Genomic DNA, 19,219 nt, shown 5'->3' on the forward strand with positions numbered 1-19,219 from the left:
CCCTAGACATAACGTCTAGGGCTGTTTCTTTCTTATCGTTATTATCACAACCACGTCATAGACAAGAATTATCATGAAAATTGACTTTGAACTTACCACGCCTCGACTTATCTTACGTCCTTTTAAGACTGTAGATTTAAACGCTTTTCTTGAAGCTGTCACCCAATCAAGAGAACAACTTCAACCTTGGTTAGAATGGTGTGATGCCGATTTTGATCAACAACAAGCTCACGAATGGATCGAAGCAAGCCGTTTAAGTTGGCAGCATGATTATAGTTATGAATTAGCTATTTTTGATCGATTCAACGATGAGTTTGTGGGTGCAGTTTCTCTTAGTGCTATTGTGCCGTTATTTAATTCCGCGAATCTTGGCTATTGGATCACCCACAGTTATCATCGGCAAGGCATAGCGACTGAAGCCAGTCTCGCTATTATTCAATTTGCTTTTCAAATGTTAGGTTTTACTCGACTAGAAATTATTACCCATATTGATAATTATGCCAGTCAGAAAACAGCACTCGCTTGTAATGCCGTTTTTGAATGCGAAGCGAGAAACCGTATTTTTTATCAAAATAAACCCATCAATGGCTATGTGTATTCACTCATACCACAAGATTTATATTAAACAGCGTTAACCGTATTGAGATTGGTATACATCAACCTTTACCAACCCAATGTCAGTTATCATTAAATATTCTTTATTTCATAGATAGTAGTTACCCATTATGCATGCCACTGAAAGTCGCCATGGTCACGATATATTAAACCTGATTGCTGATGCATCAACACCATTTACAATCAAGACACTCCATACGTATGTTGAACAACATTGGGGAACCAACGTTCGCTTTCACACCTGTAAACTCAATGACCTTTCATTAGATGCACTCGTTACCTTTCTTTTATCGCGTAATAAAATCACAGTTGACGGCGATAACTTACATACCAATCAAGATAAAATCTGTCATCACTAAACCGTCATCCCATATAATTTAAACAACAAATATTTACACGAGATTGCTGTTCACATTTACGAGTAATGGTAAGATAAATCAACTTTATTTAGTAAGGATACACTGGTGCCAAAAATTATTATCGCAGTCGTTATCGCTGCATTAGTTGCATTTTTTCTTTATCGCTCTTACAACAACAAACAAGCGGCGCAAGAAAATATTAAAATTGGGCAAGAATTTCTAGCTGCAAACAAACTAAAAGAAGGTGTACAAACTACCGCTTCTGGTTTGCAATATTTAGTACTACAGCAAGGCACTGGCACTGAACATCCAAAAGCAACAGATACAGTGACTGTTCATTACCACGGTACATTACTTAATGGGACTGTTTTTGATAGTTCAGTTGATCGTGGTGAAAAAATTTCATTCCCACTAAATCGAGTGATTAAAGGTTGGACGGAAGGCTTACAACATATGGTTGTGGGTGAAAAAGTACGTTTCTTTATTCCCGCAAATCTTGCTTACGGTAATAATGGTGCAGGTAGTATTCCACCAGGCTCAGTACTTATTTTTGATGTTGAGTTATTTAAAATTAACTAAATAATCAACACCAATAACAACGCCAGTATGACGCTCAATTAACAAGCGTTTATCATACTGGCGTTTTTTATTGCGTGAAAAAAATCTTAGTGCAGTTTTAAGCTTGGACGAAGCACACGGTTAATACGCCCTACTAACATAATCAAACCGGTTTTAAACATGCCATGCAACGCCATTTGATGCATTCTGTACAATGAAATATAAACCATACGTGCAATACGGCCTTCAACCATCATCGAACCTTTAGACAGATTCCCCATTAAGCTACCGACAGTAGAGAAACGACTTAATGAGACTAATGAACCATGGTCGCTATAGATATACGGCTTTTGCTCACGATCTGATAATTTAGCCACGATATTAGAAAAGCAACGACTTGCCATTTGGTGTGCCGCCTGTGCGCGCGGTGGCACAAATGAGCCATCTTCTTGCACACATGATGCTAAATCACCAATAACATAAATATTATCATCACGGGTAGTTTCTAATGTTGGCTTAACCACTAACTGATTAATACGGTTAGTTTCAAGACCCGCAATATCTTTCATGAAATCAGGGGCTTTAATACCTGCCGCCCAGACCATGATTTGCGCAGGAATATGCTCGCCATCTTTGGTTGTTAAGCCTGTTTTATCAGCTTTAGTCACCATTGTTGCGGTACGAACATTAACACCTAACTTTGTTAATTCATTATGCGCAGCTTGTGAGATACGCGGTGGCAATGCAGGTAAAATACGTTCGCCCGCTTCCACTAAATTAATGTTTAAACGTGAACTATCAAGATCACTAAAACCGTAGTTATGTAATTCTTGAACTGCGTTGTGTAACTCAGCAGAAAGTTCTACCCCCGTTGCACCCGCACCAACAATGGCAATATCAACTGTTTTTTGATCTTTGTTGGCATGTAACTTCATGAACTGGTTATTCATTTCACTGCGGAAACGGTGCGCCTGCTCTGGGCTATCAAGGAAAATACAATTATCACGTACACCTTGAGTATTGAAATCATTTGAGGTCGAGCCTAGTGCCAAAACTAAAAGATCGTATTCTAACGAACGTTCAGGTACTAACAGTTCATTTTGCTTATCATACAATGCTGCCAATGTGATCGTTTTTGCATCACGATCAATATCCTGCAATGAACCCATCTGAAAATCAAATGAATGATTTTTAGCATGTGCGCGGTAACTAATCGCATCAACGCCTGCATCTAAGGAACCGGTGGCTACCTCATGTAATAATGGTTTCCATAAATGGCTAGCACGACGATCAACTAATGTAACTTCAGCACGACGCTTACGACCTAATGTACGGCCTAATTTAGTGGCTAATTCCAAGCCACCAGCACCACCACCCACAACGATTATACGTGTCAAGATAGCTTCCTCTCTTATTTTATGATTTTTAAAAACTGACAAAGACTGAATTGCATAGCAGTCTGCTGATAGTAAATAATCAAGCATAAAGACTGCTAGGCGAAAAAGTATCTATATCTTTTAATTCACACGTGTAGGCAGACGGATCTACGACCCGTCTGTAATCTGTAGGAGGTAATGGTTCCGTTGTTACTGCGCTTTAAACGCTTTTATTTTTTGTAAATGCTGCGAGATTTTTGCAAATTTATGAGATTCATTTTTATCCCAAATTATGTCATAAAATTGATCTAGCGCATTTTTTGTTTGCTGATTATCTAACACTTCATCATGAGTTGAAAGGATACAAAGGCATTTTCCTGTATTTTTTTTACGAAAATTTGTTACACACTTTGTCAAAATGTCGTCATATTCCTCTGGACGATCTATTTTACCCTCCATATTAGACTCAGGATGTAAATTAGGATTCAACATTACCTGTTTAATACCAGAAAGAAATCCAATCCGTTCCGCCCAATAACCACCAAGACCAACACCACAAATTAAAGGCTGAGGATCATCACTCGTCTCAAGCAATTTATGCACTTCTTTTAATAAATGTTGCATATCATGCTTAGGATGAAGAGTACTGTAATTTAGAAAACGAACATCAGAATCAATAAACTGCAATTGCAATACTTTATCGTGATTACCAGGACTTGTTGAGTCAAAGCCATGTAAATAAATAATCATTGTTATCTCTCGCTATCTAGTAATAATTTTACGTACTATCTATACCGACATAGACAAGTTAAATCCATAATACAGACATTGTTTTAACAAATTCAAAACAAAAACATGATCTCACCGACAAAAATGTATTCATTTAGATAATATTGATCTCAACTCAATGGCTATTTATACATATTTACTTATGCGGTCAAAAACAAGCAAACTATAATAAGTTAATCCGAATTAATATACTGAATAAGTTGTTGCTGTAATTGTAACGCTTGTTGTAAATATTCAGGCTGCTGCCAGAGATCATAACCAACCAAATACCATAATAATGCCAAATACTGACACCATGGCAGCCAAGCGATAACAGCCGTTAACCACTGCTGTTTATTAAATACCGTTTCGTCATTGATAAGCGCACGATAATCACAATAGTCATGAACGGCTTGTTCAATATCTAATACATTAGCAATAATGGTCATCGCCAAATCTAAACTGGGATCCCCTGCTGCTGCATATTCCCAATCAATAATTTTGGCTCTGGTGATAGAATCATCATCCGTAGACGGTACAATCACGTTATAGCGCCCCAGATCAAAATGGCAGCAACAATCATCAAACGCTACGGGTAAAGGCTGGCTCTGAAAGAAATGATAGATTGAGAATAGAGACGAGGTGTGATGGTCGGTATGGAGGTGTTGCCAATAATGCTCTGCACGTTGATGGACATCTAATCGCCACCAAGGTAATGGCAGTTGGTGTACTTTTGCTTGTAGTTGGCACAATGTTTGATTAGAAAATGCTGTTGTTGCTTCTACGCCTGGTAACCATTCAACCACCAGCCCTATCACTTGTTGTGTCGGTTTTTCTGCCGATGGTTCAACACTAGCAACTAACTGTAATGGCTTTGGTGCTAACTCAGTATCAGCGATCATCGACAATAATTGATATTCATGTTGACGCTCAATACCAAATGCTTGCGCAGATGCAGAAAATGGCCGCCAAACATAGTCTTTAATCTGATTGATTGACGGATGAAATAGAGTGAGTTTCCAACACCGATTCGTCAATCCTCCCGTCAGTTCGGACGCTGATATCAATTCAGTATCAGGTAAGGCAATTAAAAGATCACAATCAAAATGTTCATAATCAACCATATTGCTATTCCTCACCTGATACTAAGGCAGTGTAATTACCAAGCCGCGCTATTGGTTGCTGCGCTTTGAATTACTTGATCTTGATCAGACCACTCAATAGCGCCTGATTTCAGATCCATCAAGCGCATAGTCACTTTATAATAAGCTTGCTTACCGTTTGATGTTGATTTCATTACCGTTGATACCTTTCCATAAAGCATATATTGAGCACCAACCATATTACCAAATTGAATGGCTGTACTTTGGTTTACAAAACGATCATCTTCACGGAAATTTAGCTGTTGGCGTACTGCTTTTACACGTGCAGGATCAACAAATTTGAATTTACCCGAATCTTGTAAACGCTCAGTAATTATCGCGGTTAAATCTGCGGTATCAACATGATGACGAGTTTGATTTTTAATACTATCAACCACAACAATCGGCTCACTACGTGCTGTCATAGAACGAACAGCCGTTGACGCTAACATCTTATCAACCATTGATGATGATAACTTTTCTAAGTCACTGGAGCCAAAGTTAGTCACTGCATTTTCAATTCCATGTAAGCCACCACCGTAATTAATCGGTTGAGCACAACCCCCTAATAACGTTGCTGCTGCTAACAAGGCCATTACACTCTTTTTCATTTTAACTACCTTTAATTGTCACTATTCTAATTCATCAATTATATGTATCACGTACCACAATACGGTATTGCGTTGCCATCGTACTAGGAGCAAGAGCTTGCAGTAACAAAACTTGATTATGATTAAGTATCAATGCTCGTGATATTGACGGTGAATGATTTACTTCTAATCCATTCACATCATACCAATAAAAGTGATAGTTCAATGATATGGTTGCGTCAGTTTTATTCATGACTTCAACAGATGCATGCAAATAACCGTCACGTCGTTCTGTTTTCGAATGACTAAATTGAAGCTTATTTGCTAATACCGTATTTCCGATAACAACATGATGGTTACTATTTTCAAGACTGATCGTTGATATTGCTGATCCGCTACACCCACTAATGAGCGTTGCAAACAATATCGACAACATAGATATATATCTCATGCTACATTAATATACAGCTAGGCTGTAGCCTCCTACATTTTAATGGATTACTGATCAATATTATAAGTCTACTCAATAAAATAAAAAAAGCTTGAGTGACCAATAGCTGATCATTGTTAGTAGATTAGCCATCTTATACTCAAGCTTTATTCTCAATTTATTCTATTGCAATTTAATGCTAAGAATTGAGGACTTATTAGCTGACAATCATTGGACCTAATGGGCGGCCGCCTAATAAATGCATATGGATATGATACACTTCTTGGCCACCAAAAGGATTGCAGTTAACAATCAAACGGTAACCATCTTCAGCAACGCCTTCACTTTCTGCAAGCTTACGTGCAACCGTAAACATACGTCCCATCATTAATTCATCTTCTGCTTCAACATCATTGACTGTTGGCAGCAATTTATTCGGAATAATAAGAATATGGCTTGGCGCACGAGGATTAATATCACGAAATGCCGTCACTAACTCATCTTGATATAAAACGTCTGCTGGAATTTCTTTGCGAATGATCTTACTAAAAATAGTTTCTTCAGCCATATCTGACTCCATTAAATAATCAGCTTACATTAATTCTAGGTTAAGTATGCGCTACCCACGTCTAGAGGGCAATATTGAACACCGTTTTAAACGCTTTTTTCACTCCACTTTTCATGTTTTACCGTTTTTTTTGCAACCACCATCAAAATATTAATCAATGTTAGCCCTAAAAAGTTAAGATTTTGAAGTTCGAGACGATAGATAAATCAAACTAACGTAACATTAGAAATATCAATTATAACAATTAAATCAATCACTTTTAATAATTGCTTTTATACCAAGTGCCATCGTTATAAAGGATATTGCGATCATTAAGATCGCTATTCTCGGACTTTATGAAATTAGGGATATTATGAAAAAAAAATCTCAATCCTCTGTCATACGTCGTATGTACTTAGGCTTCGCTATCTTGGTAGCATTATTTGTCATCACAATTATATTCATGCTTGATGGTGTCGGCCGTATTCACAACCAATTAAAATCCATTACCGCTGATGCCCTTCCTCTTGTTTCAATGTCAAATAATGTGAGTGTACAACTACTGGTCGCAGATAAAATATTCAAAGATTATTTAACCAGCCAAGATCCTCAAGCAATGACCACTTATCGTACTGAATTTAAAAAACAAACTACCGTTTTTCAACAAGCACGCAATCAATTACAGCAAATCACTAAAAATAACCCACAATTAACAAAATCGATTCAAGCATTAACGGCATTAGAACAACGCTATTTTGATGAAGCGACGATTGCGATGACAAACTATCGTTCGTTATTATTAGCGACTAATAAACGCCAACAATCTTCACGTCAATTTCAACAACTACAAACAGAACTAAATATTGGCATGAAGGAATTTATTAACGAACAAGATAATATTGCTGTTAAAATATTGTCTAAAAACTATTTTGAAAAATTAAAAGAAACAGAAATCATCACTTTAGACGCATTAGCATCTGATAATACCACTGCTATCGAAAAAGCAATTAAAAGCAATAAAATCAGTGTCAATCACCTTAAAAATACCTTCCGTTCTCTCTCCACATTACAACCAAAATTAAAACAAGCCTTTGGTAACTCTGTAGAACAATACGGACTAGATATTGGCCGTACTGGTGGCGTTCTCGATCAACATTTTGAATACATCCAAGCACAACACCTTCTCTACAGTAATATTGCAACATTAGCTAAAGAAATTAATCAAGCAATGGGTATTGTTGGGGATTTTAATAAACAAGCAAATAATCAAATGAGTAATACGATTACTACAGCAGATAAAACCTATTCTGACGTAGTAACAAAAGCACTTATTATCAGCATTATAGTTATCTTGTTAGCCATTATCGTCGGATGGTATTTAGCCCGCAGTGTACGTCGACCTTTAATGGCTATATTAAAAACATTAGAAACACTAACGGCAGGAAATATGACTCAACGAACAGAAACAAGCACCTTTATTGAGTTTAGTCAGCTTAATCATCACATTAATATGTTGGCTCAAAATTTACAGCAAATTTTAACGCAAATCAGCCATACATCAGCAGAATTAAGTACCGTCGCAACTGAAAATCACGCTACAACAGCAGAAGCAAAATTGCGTTTAAATAGTCAGCGTCAGCAAACAGCTTCTGCGGCAACAGCAATGGTTGAAATGGAACATTCTGTTACAGACGTATCAAAAAGTGCCAAAATCACCATGGAACGCGTTAATGAGGTAGAACAAGCTTCAGCGACAGGTCGTGAAGTCATGACCAGTAATATCAATACAGCCCATCAGCTCTCTACACGTTTAGATGAATCCGTCCATGCCGTTGAACAATTACAAAAAATGAGCCGTAATATTGGCTCAATTTTAGATGTTATTCGTAATATTGCCGATCAAACAAATCTGTTAGCACTTAATGCCGCCATTGAAGCCGCCAGAGCTGGTGAACAAGGGCGCGGATTTGCCGTTGTCGCCGATGAAGTTCGCGTATTAGCAAAACGTACTACTGATTCCACCGCTGAAATTGAAGTTATGATCAAAAACTTACAAACCAGCTCAGGTCAAGCCATGAACATGATGCAAAGTTGCGTCACTGAAATGGATAATAGTATTAATCTGGCTTCTAATGCCAATAGTTCAATGGAAGAAATTCAAGCGATTATTATTGAAATCAGTGATATGAGTAGTCAAATTGCACAAGCGGCAGAAGAGCAACGTTGTACGACTACTGAAATTGCTCGTAGCTTAGAAGATATTAGCTACATTGCAGATAATAGTTATAACACCATGGAAGAGATGGCCGATACTGGTGTAAAACTAGAACATTTAGCCACCGAACAAAATACTCTCGTTAGTCGCTTCAAATTATAACAATATAGCTCACCGATCACGCTAATAATAACTATTCGATCGGTGGGTTTGCTTTATTTTACGTCCCAATCAGCAAACGATTGCTTTTTAAAGGAGTAATTATCCACATTGTTTGATTTATCAACTTTACTTCGGCGGGCGTTACTTTTAGAATCGGACAAATTTTTTGGGAGGGCAGAAAAAATGACGATGTTAACTATTACACGTCCAGACGACTGGCATACACATTTACGTGATGGCGATGTACTCGCTGACACAGTTCGCGATATTAGCCGTTATATGGGACGCGCGATTATCATGCCAAATCTTATTCCCCCTGTTACAGATACTGAATCTGCTTTAGCCTACCGTGACCGCATTCTTCAAGTAAATCCACAAGCTACCTTTTCTCCACTAATGGTTATTTATCTCACCGATAAAACATCCGCAGAAGAAATTCAACGAGCACATGCTTCTGGTCATGTTTACGCAGCCAAGCTTTACCCTGCTGGTGCCACCACCAATTCAGATTCAGGCGTTACTTCAATCGATCATATTCGCCCAGCATTAGAAGCGATGCAACAGGTCGGCATGCCGCTACTGATTCATGGTGAAGTCACCCATCATGATGTTGATATTTTTGATCGTGAAAAAGCGTTCTTAGACACCGTATTAGCACCTATCGTTAATGAATTCAAAGCGTTAAAAATCGTGCTGGAACATATCACTACGGCAGATGCGGTTGAGTTTGTAACCAATGCAGGTCCAAATGTTGGAGCAACCATTACTGCGCACCATTTAATGTTTAACCGTAATCATATGTTAGTCGGCGGTATTCGTCCTCACTTCTATTGCTTACCAATTTTAAAACGTAATACTCATCAACAAGCGTTAGTGGCTGCGGCAACCAGTGGCAATGCGAAGTTCTTCTTAGGCACAGACAGCGCACCCCATATAAAAGGACGCAAAGAAGCGGCTTGTGGTTGTGCAGGATCTTACACCGCCCATGCGGCAATTGAATTATATGCTGAAGTATTTGAACAAGCAGGCGCACTGGATAAATTAGAAGCCTTTGCGAGCTTCAATGGTGCTGATTTTTATGGCCTACCACGTAACACTGACACCATTACATTAACTAAAGAAGCATGGAAAGTCGCTGAAGAAATGCAATTTGGTCATGATACCGTGGTGCCAATTAAAGCCGGTGAAATGATGACTTGGAAAGTACTCCCTTAATTCAGTTGCTCTAATGATGATAAAAAAAAGGCTTCCTCTTTAGGAAGCCTTTTTAGTTTATATTATTGTTCGTTTAAATCCTCTTTACTTTACACTATCGGCTGTTGTGCTGTTTGATCTGCTGGTATTTTCAATTTATGAAATAAGCGATATAGCACGGGCACCACAATCAATGTCAGCACCGTAGCAAAGCTCAACCCAAACATAATCGTAACCGCCATCGGCTTAAAGAAAACATCGGGCAGCAAAGGTAACATACCTAAAACAGTGGTTATCGCTGCCATACACACAGGGCGAACACGACTGACTGCTGCATCAACCACCGCGAGATATTTCTCTTTGCCGCTGGCGATCTCAATTTCAATTTGATCTAACAATACGATACCGTTTTTCACCAGCATCCCCGATAGACTCAAAAATCCAAGTAGTGCCATAAAACCAAAAGGCGTATTAAGTAATAATAACCCTACCGTTACCCCAATAATTGCCAATGGTACCGTTGCCCACACAATCAGTGCTTCTTTAACTTTTTTAAATAAGAAAATTGTTATTAAGAACATGGCTAAATAGCCCATTGGCATGGTTTGGAATAGTGATGCTTTCGCGTCTGCGGATGATTCATACTCACCGCCCCACTCCAAGCTATAACCTGCGGGCAAATCAATGGTTTCAATAATAGGTAAAAGACGTGCTTGAACTGATGCCGCCGTTTCATCACCTAAAGGATCAGGATCCGCCATAATGGTTAGCATACGTTTTCGGTTTTTACGCACCACTAATGGATCTTCCCAGCGCACATTAACGCCTAATACCACTTGTTGTAATGGAATATAACCTTGAATGGCTGGGCTCCAAATCTTCATGCCTTCAATGGTACTAATATCAACCCGTTCTTCTTCTGGTAATCGGGCGACTATTGGCATCAAGTTTGTTCCTTCACGGTACAATCCAATGTTAATCCCTGAAAACGCCATTTGTAGCAGTTCATCAACCTCTTTTTTGGTAATGCCGTAACGTCTTGCTTGGCTTTCATTAAACACGGGTTCTATAACTTTAGTACGCTCTCGCCAGTCATGACGAATGTTAAAGGCGCCAGGATCAGCATTCATAACATCAACCACTTGTGACGCAATGCCTCGAAGGATCGTCGGGTCAGAACCGACAATACGAGCCTCAATTTTAGAACCCGATGACGGGCCTAACATCACCTGTTTGAGTTTGTATTCAACCTCTGGATGATCCTTATTCATCGATTGACTAAATTTACGCATAACAGGGATCACATCTTCAAAGCGCTTAACTCGAACAATCAATTCACCGTAAGACGCATAGCTTTTCTCAGGTGCATAGGTCAGCATAAACCGCTGTGAGCCTTTACCCGCACTCGAACTAACGTAATCAACGCCGTCTTCTGCATTCACCACTTTTTCTAACGATTTCAAGGTAGTATTAGTGGCACGAATATCTGTCCCTTCAGGTAACCACACATCGACCATAAACATGGGTGTTGTTGAAGCAGGAAAGAATGATTGTTTCAACAACGTAAAGCCGTATAAGCTGCCACCAAGCATTAGAATCAATGTCAATATCGTTAGCCATGCACGGCGCATACAAAACTCTAGCGACTTTCGGTATACCACAAAGAAAATACCACTATAGGGATCTTTTTGATTTTCACCTTGTTCAACGTTGACATTTTTAAAGAAAATATCAGCAAAAAAAGGCGTTAATGAAATAGCAGTAAACCAACTTAACATCAGTGAAATAAGCAACACGGTAAATAAAGTTCGGCAATATTCACCGGTTGAATCTTGCGACAAACCAATCGGCGCAAAAGCCATGACCGCAATCACGGTTGCGCCCAGTAACGGCCACTTAGTTTGAGTGACAATGTCTGAGGCAGCTTGCGCACGTGTTCGCCCCTTTTGCATCCCGATCAGAATCCCTTCGACCACCACAATGGCGTTATCCACCAGCATACCCAGTGCAATAACCAATGCACCTAATGATATACGTTGGAGATCTATTGCCATCCACTTCATAAACACAAAGGTACCAAGTACGGTTAATAGCAAGATAAGGCCAATTAACAGTCCTGAACGCAACCCCATAAAAAACAGCAGTACAATAATAACAATCGCAACCGCTTGGCCTAAGCTAACCACGAAACCACTGACTGATTTATCAACTTCTGTCGGCTGGCTATATACCTCATCGATATCAATACCAACGGGTTGTTGTTCTTTGAGCTCTGCCAATCGCTGCATCACGCGTTGACCTACTTCAACAACATTGACGCCTTCGACAAATGACACCCCCATATTAAGCGCTTGATGACCATTAAAGCTGACTAAATTATCTGGGATCTCTTTGAAACCTTTCTTAATATCAGCAACATCACGCAAATAAATTAATCCATTTGCGCCTTTATCGGTAATGATTAAATCACCCAACTCATCAACATTCTTAAACTCACCCGTCGGATGAACACGAACATATTCATCACCAATACGCACAGCTCCCGCACTTGTAACTAAGTTTTGGGTCGCTAAAATGTTATAAATCGTATCCAGTGAAATACCTAAACTGCTTAAGCGTTGCATCGATATTTCAATAAACACTTGCTCTTGCTGATTACCCGTAACAGAAACCTTACCAACACCACTCACTAGCTCAATTTCACGGCGTAAGTAATCAACGTAATCACTTAGCTCTTTATAACTATAACCCTCACCTGTGATCGCCAATAAAACGCCGAATACATCACCAAAATCATCAATCACTTTTGGCTTTGCAACACCCGGCGGCAAGTTTGATGAAATATCATTCACTTTACGTCGTAACTCATCCCAAATTTGCGGTAAATCATCAGGTCCATAATTATTTTTCATGGTGACTGTAATTTGAGAGAGCCCTCGGCTAGACAGTGAATTAACTTCATCAACATAAGTCAGTTGTTGAATTGCTTTCTCTATCGGATAAGTCACTTCTTCTTCTACTTGTTGCGGTGTAGCCCCAGGATAAGCAGTAACAACCATGGCATCTTTAATCGTAAAAGCCGGATCTTCTAACTGTCCAAGACCAAAGAAAGACACAGTGCCACCAACTAAAAATATCAGTGTAAGCATCCAGCTAATCACTTTGTTTTTAATAAAATAGGTCGCGATATCTTGTTTCATTACTGTGCCTCCTCCTGAGTAAATACCACCACTTTCTGTCCATCTCTTAAGCGGTTAACGCCTGTAACAACGACTATTTCCCCTTCTTTAACGCCGGATTTTAACCGCACACCTTCAGGTACAACCTTATCCGTCACAATTTGACGTTTTGACACCGTATTATCCGCGGAGAGCACCCATACATATTTATTTAATGAAGCAAGATCATCGCCATCCAAATTAAATAAGGCTTCTAGTGGCACTATTTGTTGCCCTATCGTATAAACTTGTAACTTCTGCGCATCGGCTTCAACTTCAATCGACATACCGTCTAAAATGAACTGATCTTTAGGCATTGGCATGGTTAAAGTCACCAGAAATGAACCGGATGTGGGATCAGGTTCGGTCGTAAACTCTTTTAATGTCACCGCATATTTTTCACCATTAGGTAAAATCGCTTTCGCAGTTGTGCGTTGTCCTTTATCAATCTCCAATATACTTTGCTTGGAATAAATCATATCGGGCGCTTGGATCTCGATATCGACAGAATCAGTACTATGAATATTCATCATTTGCTGACCAACTTTGATATTCTCAAATTGCTCAACAGGTACAATTGAAATCACACCACTAAAAGGGGCTTTAAGTACCGTAAAACTGAGCTGTAATTGGGCTAAATCAAGGTTAGCTTTTGCAATACTTCGCTTGGCTTTTAACTCATCAAATTGAGATTGAGGTAAATAACCATTTTTTAATAATATGGCTGAGCGACGATATTGGCTATTTATCACATTGTCTTTGGCCTGAGCATCATCAACTTCTAATTTAAAATCGCTGGGATCTAATCGAGCTAACACTTGGTCTTTTTTAACTCTATCTCCTGAGCGCACTAATATCTGTATCACTTCTCCTGCAATACGAAATGATAAAACAGATTTATCTGCGGCAGATGCCACTGCAGGAAACGTTAATTTAGGTGATTGTTTCCCTGATTTAACCTGTTGTACTTTTACCAACGGCTGCTCGTCACGCGGCTCAACACTCGGTTTATCACACCCGAAAAGTAACAACGCAGTACTGATTGACAGTGCCAATAAACTATAACGTTTGATCATAGTCCTCGCTCCTTGATCCATGAGCGGACCTTTTGACCTGATTGCAATTCAGAAACACCCGATGTTGCTATAACATCACCATCATTCAGCCCTGCAATAACACGGTTATTACTGTCTAATGTCACTTCGGTTCTTACAACTTGCTGCTTATCATCAACACGCCACACATAGCTTTTATTACCGTCAACCATGATGGCTCTAACTGGTATTGCTCCCGCATTACCTTGTGGCAGCACAATTGTCACGCTGCCTGACATTCCCGGCATAATATTACTACCATCAGGACGTGCCATTGAGAGTGTCACTTTATAACTGGATGTTTTGCTGTCAGGCTCAGTATCAATTTCTTTAAATTGGGCAGGAAAAGTTTGATGGGCTAAAGTATCAAACGCAACGGTAGGATTAATATTTTCAGCATGTCCTTGAAAACGCGCTAAGAGGTAATCAGGAAGCTGAAATGTCATATTGATTAATTTGGCACTTTGAATATGCATTACTGGTTGTTTAGCACCAATATATTCATAGTTTTCAACCATAGACAAAGAAATATGCCCATCATAAGGTGCAATTAACTTAGCATAACTTAAATTTGATTTTTCTTTATCTAATGCGGCTTTAGCCTGCTTAAGATTCGCTTTCGCAGTATCATAATCAAGTTCTGATACCACTTTTTTTTCACGTAATTTTTTATCACGCTTAAATTGTACATTGGCTAAATCATATTGCGCTTGGGATTGTTTTACCAACAGTGATAATTCATCAATATTTAATGTGGCCAGTGTCTGCCCTTTCGTTACAAATTGACCAGGATGGACATCAACACTCGCAAGTTGACCTGTAACTCGAAAGGCTAAAACCGCTTTATTTCCAGCTTCAACAATGGCAGGAAATGCACGTTGTGATTCATTATTACTAACTGAAACGGATTGTAATTTTACAGGGCGAGATTCAGGCTCAGCAATAACAGCTTGATCATCCTTGCACCCACTTAATGCTAAACATATAAATAATGCCGCAAAAGAGCGATATCTCATACTACTCTCCATGATGTTTCATACTGAATATTTACTATTGTTAAAATATTGTACGAATGAAATATATCTATGAATAATAGAAGTGGATAACCTAAAAAGCTCTTTTAATTGATTAGAATAGAGCCAATATCACAATCCTTGCCGATATAAAAAAGACAATAAAAAAGGAGCACAAGGCTCCTTTTATTCAACTATACCTAAATGGCTTATTTTGCCATTTCAGCTATGTTCACACGCCATGTGTCAGGGCCTGTTTGGTGAGCATTAACACCTTCAGCATCGACAGCCACCGTTACTGGCATATCTTCTACTTCAAATTCATAAATCGCTTCCATGCCTAAATCAGCAAAAGCCACTACTCGTGCTTTTTTAATTGCTTTTGCAACAAGGTATGCCGCACCACCGACCGCCATTAAATATACGGCTTTATGTTGTTTTATCGACTCAATCGTTGCGGGTCCACGCTCAGCTTTACCAATCATGCCCGTAAGGCCAGCTTCGCCCAACATCATTTCAGTAAATTTATCCATGCGAGTCGATGTTGTCGGTCCTGCTGGCCCAACAACTTCATCACGTACAGCATCAACAGGTCCAACGTAATAAATAAAGCGATTGGTAAAATCAACGCCTTCAGGCAAACCTTCACCATTAGCGAGCATTTCTTGAATACGCTTATGGGCAGCATCTCGACCTGTTAAAATCTTACCTGATAGTAATACTGTTTCACCTGAACGCCATTCTTGTACATCAGCTTTCGTCACATTATCAAGGTTAACACGACGAACATTATCGCCGACATCCCATGTTACTTGTGGCCAATCACTAAGCTTTGGTGGTGTCAATTCTGCGGGGCCTGAACCATCAAGCGTAAAATGCACATGACGGGTAGCGGCACAGTTAGGGATCATACATACCGGCTTAGATGCCGCATGCGTTGGCGCACTTTTAATTTTAACATCAAGTACCGTGGTTAAACCGCCCAAGCCTTGGGCACCAATACCCAAACGATTGACACGATCATAAATATCTAACCGTAATGCTTCTTCTGTTGTTTTTGCACCACGTTCTTGTAGCTCATGGATATCAACCGCTTCCATCAATGATTCTTTAGCAAGTAGAGCGGCCTTTTCTGCTGTACCACCAATACCAATACCTAACATACCTGGAGGACACCAACCCGCCCCCATAAGTGGTACTGTTTTTTCTACCCACTCAGCAACATCATCAGAAGGATTAAGCATCACCATTTTGGTTTTGTTTTCAGAACCGCCGCCTTTAGCCGCAATTTGAATATCAACTTTATTCCCAGCAACCATTTCAACATGCACTACCGCAGGCGCATTATCATGGGTATTTTTACGCGCTCCCGCAGGATCGGTAACTACAGATGCTCGCAATGGGTTATCCGCATTGGTATAAGCTTGACGAACCCCTTCATCAATCATTTGTTGTACAGTTAAATCGCTCTCCCACTGTACATTCATACCAATTTTGACAAAACAGGTAACAATACCTGTATCTTGACAAATAGGTCGTCGCCCTTCGGCTGACATACGAGAATTAATTAAAATTTGGGCAATAGCATCTTTTGCTGCTTGGCTTTGCTCTTTATTGTAGGCTTTTTCTAATGCTTGAATAAAATCTAAAGGATGGTAGTAAGAAATATATTGTAAAGCATCAGCCACGCTACTGATTACATCTTGTTTACGGATGATGGTCATAATTACCCTCGTTAAGTATTATCATTCCATGGCGCCCTATTTGAATCTTCCAAATTGTAGGGTATTGATCGGCAAAATAATGCTGTTCAATCTTGGGCGTCTTTCGCCGAATATGATACTCTTGCCCATAACATTGCGCTATGCGCCAATCAAACCCTTGTCACAAAAAAGAAAATGATTTGTAAATCACACCCAGAATTAAGTATTACCTCATTGCCTTACTCAAAAGATGCCGCACTTTCATGGTTTACACCATTATCGGGATTACCATGGGCAATGATATTACGTTCGGCAGCAGAAACGCATCCAGATAATCGTTACGATATTTTAGTTGCTGATCCTTTAGCCACAATTGAATCACAATCTGACACCACTTATATTAAATTTTCAAATGGTGACCAACGTAACACAACTGACGATCCTTTTTCGGTAATTGACGTGCTACAAAGTGAGCTATTACCGTCACTTAGCACATTATTAGACTTACCATTCCTTGGTGGTGCATTGGGATACTTCAGCTATGATTTAGGCCGTCGAGTAGAAAAAATTGCGACAACAGCGAGCCATGATCTTCACTTACCAGAAATGGCCGTTGGTATTTATGATTGGGCTCTCATTGTTGATCATCAATTACAACAAACATCACTTATCGAACCAAAAAATAGCCACCGTTTAGCGTGGTTAACCCAACAACACTCACAAGCACTACAATCCAACAACCAGAATAAAACATTTAAATTAACATCTTCTTGGTCATCAAATATGACTAAAGAGGATTACTGCAACAAATTTAACACGATACAATCATATCTATTATCTGGAGATTGCTATCAAATTAATCTGGCACAACGATTTAAAGCCAACTATCAAGGTGATGAATGGCAAGCTTATTGCCGCTTAGATACCGCAAATGGTGCGCCTTTTTCTAGTTTTATTCGCACGGATAACTGTGCCATTCTTTCTGTATCACCCGAACGCTTTTTACAATTAAAGCAAGGTAATATTGAAACAAAACCGATTAAAGGCACTCGTCCACGAAGTAAAGATGCCATCGAAGATAATGCTAACGCACAAGCACTCCAGCAAGCACCGAAGGATCGTGCAGAAAACGTAATGATCGTGGATTTACTGCGCAATGATATTGGTCGCGTTGCAATACCTGGCAGTGTTCGTGTACCCGCTTTATTTGCCATTGAAAGCTTTCCCGCCGTGCATCACTTAGTGAGTACCGTAACGGGTCAATTATCCAGTCATTACTCAGCAACAGATTTATTACGGGCTTGTTTCCCTGGTGGCTCAATTACTGGCGCACCGAAAGTAAGAGCAATGGAAATCATTGAAGAACTAGAACCTCATCGACGCAGTATTTATTGTGGCAGCATTGGCTATATCAGCCGTTGCGGCACCATGGACACCAATATTACGATTCGAACATTAGTTGCTTATCAACACAATTTATATGCATGGGCAGGCGGTGGGATCATTGCGGACAGTGATGCTGAGAGTGAATATCAAGAAACTCTCGACAAATTAAGTAAAATTCTGCCAACCTTATAATAACGCTAAATATAGCGATAGCAGTGTAATGGAGGCTTTAATGGGTGAACAACAGCAGATTTTAACGCGGTTTCTTATGGCACCAAGTCAACAGTATGACGCCAGCCATAAGCGTAGAATAAGTCATCACTTTACTGATGACACATATTTCAAACCCGCTGCTGTTCTGATCCCATTAGTTCCTAGAAAACAAGGTTTCAATGTCGTATTAACTCGTCGCGCTGAACATTTAAAACATCATCCAGGACAAATTGCATTTCCTGGAGGACGTTTTGAAGCTTCTGATAATGATTTAATAACCACGGCATTACGTGAAACCTTTGAAGAAACCGGTATTATTTGCCAACGTAATAACGTTATAGGTCAATTACCCCCACTAGCAACAATCAGTGGTTATATGGTGACACCATTCATATCAACAATTAGCAGTAATTATGCAGCCAAACCCGATCCGGGAGAGGTTGATACTATTTTTGAAGTACCGCTCAATTATCTGCTTAACCCCAATAATATCCACTCTCATCAGTTTCGCCTTCGAGGTGAATCCCACCAAGTTTACGCCATCCCTTATCATAATTATTCCATCTGGGGCGCAACAGCTCAGATAATTAAGCTGTTATCTAACCAAATTTGGGAAGATAAAAAATGACCAATTAG

At 39.4% G+C, this 19,219-nt stretch carries 17 protein-coding genes; 7 read left to right on the forward strand and 10 right to left on the reverse strand.

What is annotated here, in order from left to right:
* Positions 1 to 73: 73 nt before the first annotated feature.
* The 3 genes from CIK00_RS00700 to CIK00_RS00710 all read left to right on the forward strand — a co-directional run bounded on the left by CIK00_RS00700 (position 74) and on the right by CIK00_RS00710 (position 1,553).
* Positions 74 to 625, forward strand: coding sequence for a GNAT family N-acetyltransferase (locus tag CIK00_RS00700; protein ID WP_101767011.1), 552 nt, complete (start codon positions 74 to 76; stop codon positions 623 to 625).
* A 100-nt stretch (positions 626 to 725) separates the two neighbouring features.
* Positions 726 to 974: a YecH family metal-binding protein gene (locus CIK00_RS00705; RefSeq protein WP_101767012.1), complete on the forward strand. Its 249-nt coding sequence runs from the start codon at positions 726 to 728 to the stop codon at positions 972 to 974.
* Between the two features lie 105 nt (positions 975 to 1,079).
* Complete coding sequence (locus CIK00_RS00710) at positions 1,080 to 1,553, forward strand: FKBP-type peptidyl-prolyl cis-trans isomerase (protein WP_045039373.1); 474 nt, start codon at positions 1,080 to 1,082, stop codon at positions 1,551 to 1,553.
* Between the two features lie 86 nt (positions 1,554 to 1,639).
* Here CIK00_RS00710 and CIK00_RS00715 read toward each other — a convergent pair whose 3' ends face one another.
* The 6 genes from CIK00_RS00715 to hinT all read right to left on the reverse strand — a co-directional run bounded on the left by CIK00_RS00715 (position 1,640) and on the right by hinT (position 6,406).
* Positions 1,640 to 2,929 (reverse strand): NAD(P)/FAD-dependent oxidoreductase, encoded by a 1,290-nt coding sequence (locus CIK00_RS00715; protein WP_101767013.1) that lies wholly within the window; start codon positions 2,927 to 2,929, stop codon positions 1,640 to 1,642.
* A 189-nt stretch (positions 2,930 to 3,118) separates the two neighbouring features.
* Positions 3,119 to 3,658 carry an alpha/beta hydrolase YcfP gene (gene ycfP, locus CIK00_RS00720; protein ID WP_101767014.1) on the reverse strand — a complete coding sequence of 180 codons (540 nt, stop codon included), beginning with the start codon at positions 3,656 to 3,658 and terminating at the stop codon, positions 3,119 to 3,121.
* 212 nt (positions 3,659 to 3,870) lie between these two features.
* Positions 3,871 to 4,800, reverse strand: a complete 930-nt coding sequence (locus CIK00_RS00725) for a phosphotransferase (RefSeq protein ID WP_101767015.1) — start codon at positions 4,798 to 4,800, stop codon at positions 3,871 to 3,873.
* Between the two features lie 35 nt (positions 4,801 to 4,835).
* Positions 4,836 to 5,429, reverse strand: a complete 594-nt coding sequence (lpoB, locus tag CIK00_RS00730; RefSeq protein ID WP_101767016.1) for a penicillin-binding protein activator LpoB — start codon at positions 5,427 to 5,429, stop codon at positions 4,836 to 4,838.
* Positions 5,430 to 5,463: 34 nt separating this feature from the next.
* Entirely contained in the window at positions 5,464 to 5,844 is a 381-nt protein-coding gene (locus CIK00_RS00735) for a YcfL family protein (protein ID WP_167388488.1), read from the reverse strand.
* 211 nt (positions 5,845 to 6,055) lie between these two features.
* A complete protein-coding gene (hinT, locus tag CIK00_RS00740) occupies positions 6,056 to 6,406 on the reverse strand; it encodes a purine nucleoside phosphoramidase (RefSeq protein ID WP_080156687.1) in 351 nt (116 codons plus the stop codon).
* Positions 6,407 to 6,794: 388 nt separating this feature from the next.
* On the opposite strand from hinT, the gene CIK00_RS00745 reads away from it, so the two are divergent.
* Both CIK00_RS00745 and pyrC read left to right on the forward strand, forming a co-directional pair.
* Complete coding sequence (locus CIK00_RS00745; RefSeq protein WP_101767376.1) at positions 6,795 to 8,762, forward strand: methyl-accepting chemotaxis protein; 1,968 nt, start codon at positions 6,795 to 6,797, stop codon at positions 8,760 to 8,762.
* 183 nt (positions 8,763 to 8,945) lie between these two features.
* Positions 8,946 to 9,977, forward strand: coding sequence for a dihydroorotase (pyrC, locus tag CIK00_RS00750; RefSeq protein WP_101767018.1), 1,032 nt, complete (start codon positions 8,946 to 8,948; stop codon positions 9,975 to 9,977).
* An 89-nt stretch (positions 9,978 to 10,066) separates the two neighbouring features.
* Here pyrC and CIK00_RS00755 read toward each other — a convergent pair whose 3' ends face one another.
* From CIK00_RS00755 to CIK00_RS00770, 4 genes are all read right to left on the reverse strand, one after another.
* Positions 10,067 to 13,156 (reverse strand): efflux RND transporter permease subunit, encoded by a 3,090-nt coding sequence (locus CIK00_RS00755; RefSeq protein ID WP_101767019.1) that lies wholly within the window; start codon positions 13,154 to 13,156, stop codon positions 10,067 to 10,069.
* Complete coding sequence (locus tag CIK00_RS00760; protein WP_101767020.1) at positions 13,156 to 14,250, reverse strand: efflux RND transporter periplasmic adaptor subunit; 1,095 nt, start codon at positions 14,248 to 14,250, stop codon at positions 13,156 to 13,158. Before CIK00_RS00760 ends, CIK00_RS00755 begins: the two co-directional genes overlap by 1 nt.
* Positions 14,247 to 15,284 carry an efflux RND transporter periplasmic adaptor subunit gene (locus tag CIK00_RS00765; RefSeq protein ID WP_101767021.1) on the reverse strand — a complete coding sequence of 346 codons (1,038 nt, stop codon included), beginning with the start codon at positions 15,282 to 15,284 and terminating at the stop codon, positions 14,247 to 14,249. The genes CIK00_RS00760 and CIK00_RS00765 overlap by 4 nt, the downstream gene beginning before the upstream one ends.
* Positions 15,285 to 15,490: 206 nt before the next feature.
* Positions 15,491 to 17,005 carry a fumarate hydratase gene (locus CIK00_RS00770; RefSeq protein ID WP_101767022.1) on the reverse strand — a complete coding sequence of 505 codons (1,515 nt, stop codon included), beginning with the start codon at positions 17,003 to 17,005 and terminating at the stop codon, positions 15,491 to 15,493.
* A gap of 174 nt (positions 17,006 to 17,179) precedes the next feature.
* On the opposite strand from CIK00_RS00770, the gene pabB reads away from it, so the two are divergent.
* Together pabB and CIK00_RS00780 are read left to right on the forward strand one after the other, a co-directional pair.
* On the forward strand, positions 17,180 to 18,562 hold the full coding sequence (gene pabB, locus CIK00_RS00775; RefSeq protein WP_101767023.1) for an aminodeoxychorismate synthase component 1: 1,383 nt from the start codon (positions 17,180 to 17,182) through the stop codon (positions 18,560 to 18,562).
* Positions 18,563 to 18,602: 40 nt separating this feature from the next.
* The gene (locus CIK00_RS00780) at positions 18,603 to 19,211 is read left to right on the forward strand and encodes a CoA pyrophosphatase (protein WP_101767024.1); all 609 of its coding nucleotides are present in this window, start codon (positions 18,603 to 18,605) and stop codon (positions 19,209 to 19,211) included.
* The last annotated feature ends 8 nt before the right edge of the window (positions 19,212 to 19,219 follow it).

The sequence above is a fragment of the Photobacterium carnosum genome, assembly GCF_002849605.1.
Lineage (GTDB): Bacteria > Pseudomonadota > Gammaproteobacteria > Enterobacterales > Vibrionaceae > Photobacterium > Photobacterium carnosum.

Coding starts and splice junctions, on each gene's coding strand:
- CIK00_RS00700 (WP_101767011.1), top strand. CDS start 74: ATGAAAATTGACTTTGAACTTACCACGCCTCGACTTATCTTACGTCCT.
- CIK00_RS00705 (WP_101767012.1), top strand. CDS start 726: ATGCATGCCACTGAAAGTCGCCATGGTCACGATATATTAAACCTGATT.
- ycfP (WP_101767014.1), bottom strand. CDS start 3,658: ATGATTATTTATTTACATGGCTTTGACTCAACAAGTCCTGGTAATCAC.
- CIK00_RS00725 (WP_101767015.1), bottom strand. CDS start 4,800: ATGGTTGATTATGAACATTTTGATTGTGATCTTTTAATTGCCTTACCT.
- lpoB (WP_101767016.1), bottom strand. CDS start 5,429: ATGAAAAAGAGTGTAATGGCCTTGTTAGCAGCAGCAACGTTATTAGGG.
- CIK00_RS00735 (WP_167388488.1), bottom strand. CDS start 5,844: ATGTTGTCGATATTGTTTGCAACGCTCATTAGTGGGTGTAGCGGATCA.
- hinT (WP_080156687.1), bottom strand. CDS start 6,406: ATGGCTGAAGAAACTATTTTTAGTAAGATCATTCGCAAAGAAATTCCA.
- CIK00_RS00745 (WP_101767376.1), top strand. CDS start 6,795: ATGTACTTAGGCTTCGCTATCTTGGTAGCATTATTTGTCATCACAATT.
- pyrC (WP_101767018.1), top strand. CDS start 8,946: ATGACGATGTTAACTATTACACGTCCAGACGACTGGCATACACATTTA.
- CIK00_RS00755 (WP_101767019.1), bottom strand. CDS start 13,156: ATGAAACAAGATATCGCGACCTATTTTATTAAAAACAAAGTGATTAGC.
- CIK00_RS00760 (WP_101767020.1), bottom strand. CDS start 14,250: ATGATCAAACGTTATAGTTTATTGGCACTGTCAATCAGTACTGCGTTG.
- CIK00_RS00765 (WP_101767021.1), bottom strand. CDS start 15,284: ATGAGATATCGCTCTTTTGCGGCATTATTTATATGTTTAGCATTAAGT.
- CIK00_RS00770 (WP_101767022.1), bottom strand. CDS start 17,005: ATGACCATCATCCGTAAACAAGATGTAATCAGTAGCGTGGCTGATGCT.
- pabB (WP_101767023.1), top strand. CDS start 17,180: ATGATTTGTAAATCACACCCAGAATTAAGTATTACCTCATTGCCTTAC.
- CIK00_RS00780 (WP_101767024.1), top strand. CDS start 18,603: ATGGGTGAACAACAGCAGATTTTAACGCGGTTTCTTATGGCACCAAGT.